Origin of the sequence: Lactobacillus selangorensis (assembly GCF_001437205.1) — a bacterium.
GTDB lineage: Bacteria > Bacillota > Bacilli > Lactobacillales > Lactobacillaceae > Paralactobacillus > Paralactobacillus selangorensis.
In genome coordinates this window covers 23,496-31,156 of record NZ_JQAZ01000011.1, presented here as the reverse complement: position 1 = coordinate 31,156, position 7,661 = coordinate 23,496, and the positions used below count along the sequence as shown (strand labels likewise).

Genomic DNA, 7,661 nt, shown 5'->3' with positions numbered 1-7,661 from the left:
CCAATTTTTGGGGTTCACTTCAAGTCCTTTTTTCGTATCCTGTTTAAAAATGGACCCGCACGCCGAATAAATTAGGCGTATAGATGCACCATTCACCAGGCAGATTTAATTGCTGGTCAAGTTGCTGCCGGACCGTGACCACCTTCTCTGGAAAAGCCAGCGTCATTACGGTCGGACCGCCGCCGCTCAAATAGGTGCCCATCGTTTCGAGGGCCGCCGCTGCTGAGCGAATCTGGGCTAATTCAGGGACGAACTGGGCCCGGGCCGTTTCATGCAACGAACCTTGATTGATGACTCGTTTAACGGCATCAAAATCATGTTCCAGCAAAGCGGCAATCAAAACATTGGCTGCACTGCTTTTCGTGACGGCCGTTGCAAACGGCACTTCAGCTGGTAAAACACTACGACTCGTTTTTGTCGCCAATGTTCGGGGTGGCAGATACGCCAGTAACCGCACATCTGGAAACGATAGCTTAACGGCGTCGCTCCACTGATTTTGATAATCGCCCACAACGAAACCACCGAAAATGGCTGGTGCGACGTTATCAGGATGGCCTTCTAATTGAACGGCCAGCTGCAATTTGGCTTCATTATCCAAACCAAGTTGTCCCAGCTGATTCGCCAGCTCAATGCCGGCCACAAGCATCGCCGAACTGCCGCCGAGCCCCATTTGAACGGGAATATTGCTCGTCAGCGTCAATTGATGTGGCGTTACGTTCGGGCATAACGTCGTGACAATTTCGATTAGCGGATTCGTCGCATCACTTGGCACGAGTGCGCCTAGCTGGTGCTGCAGTGTCCAGTTTTCCTGTTCCGGCCCGACGGTTAGCGTCATTTCAGCGGATAACGCCAAACCTAAAGAATCGAACCCAGCGCCGAAATTCGTCGTTGTGGCTGGTACAATTATTTCCATGTTAATCTGCTCCTAACTCACTTGCCGCAGCTTGCCACGACATTTGCCGCACACATAACGGCGCGTATTCATACGCCGATGCCGGGTGTAACGCTGGCCGCATTCCGTACAAATATACAAATAGGTCGGCTGTTTGGCCTTCGTCGTCGGCAAGGCCGGTGCATAACGGCTGCCGCCGACTTGCTTTAATAACTGCTTGAAATCCCGGTCACGATGGCGATAGCCCCGACCGGTCAAATGCAGATGATAATGGCACAATTCATGTTTGATGATGCCGACTAGGACCGGCATGCCGAACACCTGGTACATTTTCGGATTGATGTCGATGTGATGGTCCTGCAGATGATAACGTCCCCCTGTCGTCTTCAAGCGATTATTGAAGAACACTTCATGCTTAAAGGGGCGGTTAAAATCGGCCAGCGAAATCTGGCGAACGAGTTGTGTAAGTTCCTGATTATTGATGATCGTTCACCTCGTTTTTAAGTTAAGACAATTATACCGATTTTACAAGCTGGGTTCAAAAAAGTCCAGCAGGTCGGATAAGGTGAGCTGTGCTTTCTGTTCCTGCCGATAATCAGCGGCAATACGGCCGTTTTGCAGCACTAATAAGCGATTGCCGTATTGCAGCGCATCCTGCAGATGGTGGGTAATCATCAGACAGGTCAAATGCTGTGCCGTAATCCGTTCCTGTGTGAACTGCATCAGCTGCCGGCTGGTTTTGGGGTCGAGCGCCGCTGTGTGCTCATCAAGCAGCAACAACGCTGGTGTTTTCAATGTTGCCATCAGCAAACTCAAGGCCTGACGCTGGCCGCCCGACAGATTACCGGTCGGCGTGTCCAGTTCCCGTTCCAAGCCATTGCCAGTTTGGGCACATAAAGCGGCGTATTCGGCTAAGTGCTGTTTCAGCCGGCGGGGCCGCAAACCACGGTGCCGGCCCCGTTCTTGAGCCAATAATAAATTTTCAGCGACCGTCATGCGGGGGGCCGTGCCTAACTTAGGGTCCTGGAAGACACGACTGATTAGTTTGGCACGTTGAACTTCCGATTGCTGCGTGACATCCTGACCCTGCAGAACAATCCGTCCGGTTTGGGCCGGCAGATTACCGGCAATTGTATTGAACAGTGTCGATTTGCCGGCCCCATTCGTTCCCAGCACCGTCACAAAGTCGCCCGGCTGCAATTGCAAATTGACCTGTTTCAGCAATTGTTTCGGCTGGTCATTTTGCAAAACCGTCGTATTGATATTTTCGAGCACCAATTGTGGTTCAGTCATCGACCGTCACCCCTTTCTTCAGCATCCGCCGAATGTGATATTTATTTTCGAACATCGGCAGCATCATGACCAGCGCCAGCACGACAGCTGAAATCAATTTGAAATCGTCGGTATTGAAGCCTAATTGCAGCACAATCAATAAGATAAAACGATAGAAAATACTTCCGCAGGCAATCGCCACTAACCGCTGGTTCATGCTCAAATCGCCGAACGCCACTTCGCCGATAATAATCGCCGCCAAGCCAATGACAATTGTGCCGACGCCCATATTGATGTCGGCATAGCCATTGCTTTGGGCGATGATTCCGCCGGCTAGGCCAATCAAACCGTTCGACAGCATCAGCCCCATAATTTCCATGCGGGGCGTTGAAATGCCCAGTGCCCGTGCCATCGTCGGATGGTCGCCTGTCGCAATAAACGCCTGTCCCAATTCCGTTTGTAAAAACAATGCCAGCAGGATGATGACCACTGCGATGAACACCATGCCGACGACGACACTATTGAAATAAGGGGGCAGACTTTCAAGAAAACGACTCGTAAAGATTGTTTTCACATTGAGCAAGGAGACGTTGGCCCGGCCTAAAATACGCAAATTAACGGAATAGAGTCCCGTCATGACCAGGATTCCGGCCAAGAGCACCGGTACATGCCCTTTGGTTGCCAAGACCCCAGTCACCAATCCGGCCAGCATACCGGCACCAAACGCCAATAAAGTTGCTAACCATGGTGCGGCGCCATGTGTCAAGGCGGCGACACAGACGCTGGCCCCAAACGGAAAAGTGCCTTCCACCGTCATATCTGGAAAATCTAAAATACGGAAGGTTAAAAATAAGCCTAAACCGAGCAGCGCCCATAACAGTCCTTGCCCGATTGCCGATACAATCAAATTCATTGGATAACCTCCCCTTTTTGTTGTGCTTGTTGAACGAGTTGTGCCGGAATTGTTAGGCCGATTTTGCGGGCCTGCTTTACATTCACGACTAATTTACCGTTCCGGACAAAGTGAATCGGCATTTTGGCCGGCGCCTTGCCGTCCAAAATATCGGCGACCTGTTTGCCCGTTTCAATGCCTAATTGATACTGGTCGACACTGATTGTGGCAACACCGCCTTGTTTGACCATCGTATCAACAGATGGAAAGACGGGAATTTTGGCTTTATTTGTCGCCGCTACCAGCGTCTGCATCGCACTGGCGACGGTATTATCAGTCGGCACATAAACAGCTTGCACTGCGCCGGCCATTTGTTCAGCTGCCTGATTCATATCATTAGTCGAACTAATCGAATAAGTTTTTAAGGTAAAGCCGGCCTTTTGGGCGAGCGGCTTCAGCAATTTGACCTGTGCGACCGCCGAATCGTCACTCGATGTATAAATGACCCCCAATGTTTTTAGATTGGGCAGCAATTGCCGAATCAGTTTGAGCTGCGCTGCGATTGGTGCCTGGTCGGACACGCCGGTAATGTTGCCGCCGGGATGGGCATTATCTTTCACTAACTTGGCCCCCTTCGGATCTGTTACCGCACCTAGCACGATTGGCGCCGTCTTCGTCGTTGCCGCCAGCGCTTGTGCCGCTGGTGTGGCGATTCCGACCCGGACCGCCGCCCCTTCCTGCTGAAATCGTTCGCTCATCGATTTCAAATTGCTCTGATCCCCTTCGGCATTTTGAAAATCAATTTTAACGTTCTGGCCGGGCACGTAGCCTCTTTTTTTCAATTCGGCGATGATGCCTTTATGAATCGCATCAAGGGCTGGATGGGTCGTCAGCTGCAGGATGCCCACCGTCGGCTTGGCTGCCTTCTGTTGCGGCTGGGCCTGCTGCACAAATGCATACAGCAAAAACAGCGTCAGGATGGCTAAGGTAATTCGTAATCGTTTCATAATTTCTCCTCCACACAAAAATAACCTTCGGACAACGCACAATAGCGTTCTCCGAAGGTTATTCCATGTTAAAAGGTTCAATTGTTCCGTTGAGTCCTTTTGCCATCGTCACCGTTCAGAAATCATATCCGGCCACGACTAAACTGCGTGACAACTAGATACGAACGCTACTGCTTTCAGCATTCTCGTCCGTACTAGTTGTACAGACGCTAGTTAGCCACGCCACCAAAGATTGATTTGTGAAAATGAACGGTCGTTCGACATCGCAAGGACTCCTTTCAATAATTGCTTTTAATTTTAGCAAACTCCAAATGATTCGTCAATCTGAAAAAGAGCGTCCACAAGCGAAAACTTGTGAATGCTCTTTTCAGAATTGCTATCAAAACATCTTTCCAAGTGCCAACAGTTGTCGGTCACATGCTTAGGCCATAATCTTCTGAATGGCACGCGACATCCGATCGGTGGCTTCATCCTGAGCCTTTTCGGCATCATGGAACATCTCGACGTTGACTTTTTTGTCGTCGCCAAGACTATCGCACATCATTTGGCAGCCATCGACAAACTGCTGGTAAGCACTGCTTAAAATGTGGTGATTGCCAATCAGACGGGCTGGTGCTTTAGCGTTTTTCAAATTGATGAGGGCCTTCTTGTAGTGATCGGTCCCCGTCTGGAATTCCGTCTGGGTCTTTTTGTAATCGGCAGCGGAAATGTCGGCCACCTTGTTATCGGCGATTGCTGTCTTCAGTTTTTCATAATAAGGATCCATTTTATCCTGATTATCTTGTGTGATTGAAATCATCGAATTGATTTCATTCGCATAATTCACGGCACGTTGTTGTGTTTTATTCATCGTATCGACTCCTAACTGTCGTTGCAAAAACATTTGCAATTTTGTTGCCCGTTGCTCGGCACACTCTATTATAAACGTCTTTTAACGACGGTGCACTGCCCGTTGAACTGCCTTGACAATTTCGACGATAACAACCAGGGCGAGCGAAGCCCCAAAAACGATGCCCCATTGGTAAGCATCCAGCTGGGTCACATGGAACAGACTGTTGAAACCTGGGATGACGATGGTAGCTGCCAACAGGAGGAATGATGCTAGAATCGACCAGTTGAAGGTCTTATTGCGGAATAACCCGACGGTGAAAATCGACTGATGAAGCGACTTGACGTTGAACGCATGGAAGAGCTGAATCAAGCCTAAAGTAGCATAAGCCATTGTCAGTGCATCCGCATGCGCCAGACTAGCCGAGGCATGCACTGGATACGTCAAGGCTAACCAATAAACGAACAGCGTCAAACCGCCTTCAAGCAAGCCCTGATAAATGATAGATGAGAAGACGCCGCCGGAGAAGAACGTCGACTTCCGGCCCCGTGGTTTCTGGTCCATAATGCCGGGTTCGGCTGGTTCGACCCCTAACGCAATCGCTGGAAACGTATCTGTGACCAAGTTAATCCATAAGATTTGGACCGGTGCCAAAATCTGCCAGCCTAAAATGGTCATCATAAACAGCGTCAAAACTTCGCCTAAGTTAGCCGATAGCAAGTACTGGATGACTTTCTGAATATTGGCGAAGACTTTCCGGCCTTCTTCAACGGCATCGACAATTGTGGCAAAGTTGTCATCGGCCAGCACCATGTCACTGGCACCTTTAGAAACTTCGGTCCCAGTGATTCCCATGCCGATTCCAATATCAGCCGATTTCAGCGCTGGCGCATCATTGACCCCATCGCCAGTCATCGCCACGACTTGACCCTTTTTCTGCCATGCTTTGACGATTCGAACTTTGTGTTCCGGCGCCACACGTGCATAAACGGAATAATTGGCGACATTCTGGTCAAAAGTCGGTTCATCCATAGCATCGAGTTCGGCACCGGTCAGAACGGCGGCATCGTCGCCAGGCTGGATAATGCCCAGCCGGCCAGCGATTGCTTCGGCAGTGACACGATGGTCCCCAGTAATCATAATGGTTCGAATTCCGGCGTTGCGGGCTTCTTGAACGGCCGCCGCTGCTTCGGGGCGTTCTGGATCAATCATGCCGACCATACCGGCAAAGATGAGGTTGTTTTCGACGGATTCGGAAGTCACTTCATTGGGAAGCTGCGTAATTTCTTTGTACGCCATTGCCAGCACTCGTAAGGCCTGCTTTGCCAGATCATTATTCTGGGTCAGAATTTTGGTGCGTTCGGCATCCGTCATTGGCTGAACGGTCCCATTTTCATCAACGTATTGGGTCGTCCGTTTCAATAATTCATCGGGCGCTCCTTTCGTCGTGACTAGGAAACGAGCGTCCCCTTGTTTTTCAATCGTGGTCATCAGTTTCCGTTCCGAATCAAACGGAATTTCAGCGACACGAGGCATCTTCTTCAGGACCTGACGCACATCATAATCATGGTCGAGCCCGTATTTGACTAGGGCTGTTTCAGTCGGATCGCCTAAAAACTGTCCTTCGGCGTCGATTTGGGTATCGTTGGCCAGATTCATTGCTTGCAGGGTCATATCATCTTTAGCAATCGGTGCATCGGCCTTTTGCAGCTGGTTATGCGTGAAGACTCGTTCGACGGTCATCTGATTCATTGTCAAAGTCCCCGTCTTATCAGACGCAATAATATCGGTGCTCCCTAACGTTTCAACGGCTGGCAGTTTGCGGACCAGTGCATGGCGTTTGGCCATCTTCTGTGTCCCTAAGGCCAGCACAATCGTCACAATGGCCGGCAAACCTTCTGGAATTGCGGCTACGGCTAAGGAAATCGCCGTCAGCAGCATGTTCTGCCACGTTTCCGACCCTTTCATCATCCCGACCACAAACACGATTACGGCCACAGCCAAGATCAAGTACGTCAGATTTTTCCCTAATGAATTTAAGTTGTCCTGCAAGGGTGTCTTGGTTTCATCGGTCGCATTGAGCATCCCGGCGATTTGCCCAACTTCGGTGCTCATCCCGGTGTCGACAACGACCCCTTCGCCACGACCATAAGTGACATTGCTGTTCATGTAGGCCATATTTTTACGGTCGCCGATGGGAATATCGGTGTCGTCGAGTGTTTGGGTTTCCTTATTGACCGGAACCGATTCACCCGTTAACGCCGATTCTTCGATTTTCAGGGACGCCGAATGCAAGAGCCGCATATCGGCTGGTACGACATCACCGGCTTCAAGGAGAACAATATCTCCAGGTACCAAGTCTTCACTCTTGATGGTTTCGACTTGGCCGTCCCGTTTCACATGAGCCTCCGGTGTCGCCATTTCTTTCAGGGCATCAATCGCTTCTTCGGCCTTCGATTCCTGAAAGACGCCGAACAGCGCATTCAAAATGACGACGGCCAGAATGATGATTGCATCGGCGGCTTCGCCCGAAAAGGCGGCGACCAGTGCCGCAACCAGCAGCACGATAATCATAAAATCTTTGAACTGGTCTAAGAAACGCTGCAACCAGGTCTTTTTCTTGGTGGCGGCTAACTGGTTATAGCCGTACTTCTGGATTCGTTCGTCAACTTGGGCACCGCTTAAACCTGTGCGGCGGCTATCGAGTTCTTTCAGAACCGTTTGCTCATCCTGAGCATAAAATGGCGCTTGTTTTTCTGTTGCCAAAAT

The 7,661-nt window shown here is 50.3% G+C and carries 7 protein-coding genes; all 7 read right to left on the bottom strand.

Annotated elements, in window-relative coordinates:
• Positions 1 to 43: 43 nt before the first annotated feature.
• The 7 genes from thrB to IV40_RS10145 all read right to left on the bottom strand — a co-directional run bounded on the left by thrB (position 44) and on the right by IV40_RS10145 (position 7,658).
• Positions 44 to 913: a homoserine kinase gene (gene thrB / locus IV40_RS10175; RefSeq protein WP_057771241.1), complete on the bottom strand. Its 870-nt coding sequence runs from the start codon at positions 911 to 913 to the stop codon at positions 44 to 46.
• A gap of 12 nt (positions 914 to 925) precedes the next feature.
• On the bottom strand, positions 926 to 1,375 hold the full coding sequence (locus tag IV40_RS10170) for a SprT family protein (protein WP_057771239.1): 450 nt from the start codon (positions 1,373 to 1,375) through the stop codon (positions 926 to 928).
• A 42-nt stretch (positions 1,376 to 1,417) separates the two neighbouring features.
• On the bottom strand, positions 1,418 to 2,185 hold the full coding sequence (locus tag IV40_RS10165; RefSeq protein WP_057771237.1) for an ABC transporter ATP-binding protein: 768 nt from the start codon (positions 2,183 to 2,185) through the stop codon (positions 1,418 to 1,420).
• A complete protein-coding gene (locus IV40_RS10160; protein WP_057771235.1) occupies positions 2,178 to 3,077 on the bottom strand; it encodes an ABC transporter permease in 900 nt (299 codons plus the stop codon). The genes IV40_RS10165 and IV40_RS10160 overlap by 8 nt, the downstream gene beginning before the upstream one ends.
• A complete protein-coding gene (trpX, locus tag IV40_RS10155) occupies positions 3,074 to 4,063 on the bottom strand; it encodes a tryptophan ABC transporter substrate-binding protein (RefSeq protein WP_057771233.1) in 990 nt (329 codons plus the stop codon). Before trpX ends, IV40_RS10160 begins: the two co-directional genes overlap by 4 nt.
• A gap of 421 nt (positions 4,064 to 4,484) precedes the next feature.
• Positions 4,485 to 4,913 (bottom strand): hypothetical protein, encoded by a 429-nt coding sequence (locus tag IV40_RS10150; RefSeq protein ID WP_057771231.1) that lies wholly within the window; start codon positions 4,911 to 4,913, stop codon positions 4,485 to 4,487.
• An 81-nt stretch (positions 4,914 to 4,994) separates the two neighbouring features.
• Positions 4,995 to 7,658, bottom strand: coding sequence for a cation-translocating P-type ATPase (locus IV40_RS10145; protein ID WP_057771229.1), 2,664 nt, complete (start codon positions 7,656 to 7,658; stop codon positions 4,995 to 4,997).
• Between the last annotated feature and the right edge of the window lie 3 nt (positions 7,659 to 7,661).